Origin of the sequence: Vibrio sp. S12_S33, assembly GCF_963889785.1 — a bacterium.
Lineage (GTDB): Bacteria > Pseudomonadota > Gammaproteobacteria > Enterobacterales > Vibrionaceae > Vibrio > Vibrio aestuarianus.
Map to the genome: position 1 here is coordinate 1 of NZ_CAWPQZ010000417.1, position 246 is coordinate 246.

Annotated in this window: 1 other RNA gene; it reads right to left on the bottom strand. The window is 41.9% G+C overall.

Features of this window, described 5'->3' with window-relative positions:
* Positions 1-13: 13 nt before the first annotated feature.
* Positions 14-74: hammerhead ribozyme type II (locus AACW06_RS20610), an RNA gene on the bottom strand.
* Positions 75-246 lie beyond the last annotated feature (172 nt).

Here is a 246-nt window from a genome sequence, read left to right on the forward strand (position 1 = left end):
GACGCAAAGTAAATCGAGGCTGCCATCATCAGTCTCAGGAGACCACCACTGAGAGACGTATTCACGTTTCGGCTTTCGATTTAATTTTTAACATTATAACGTACTGAACTAAAAAGAAATATAACGCCCAATTAAGGGGTGAGCAACGCTACCACCCAACCTAACGCATTGTACCGTAACCACTAAATTTGAAGTAGAAGCAAAAGTGCCAAGCGTTGGGAATCCCTCTTAAATTGCTTGTTAGCA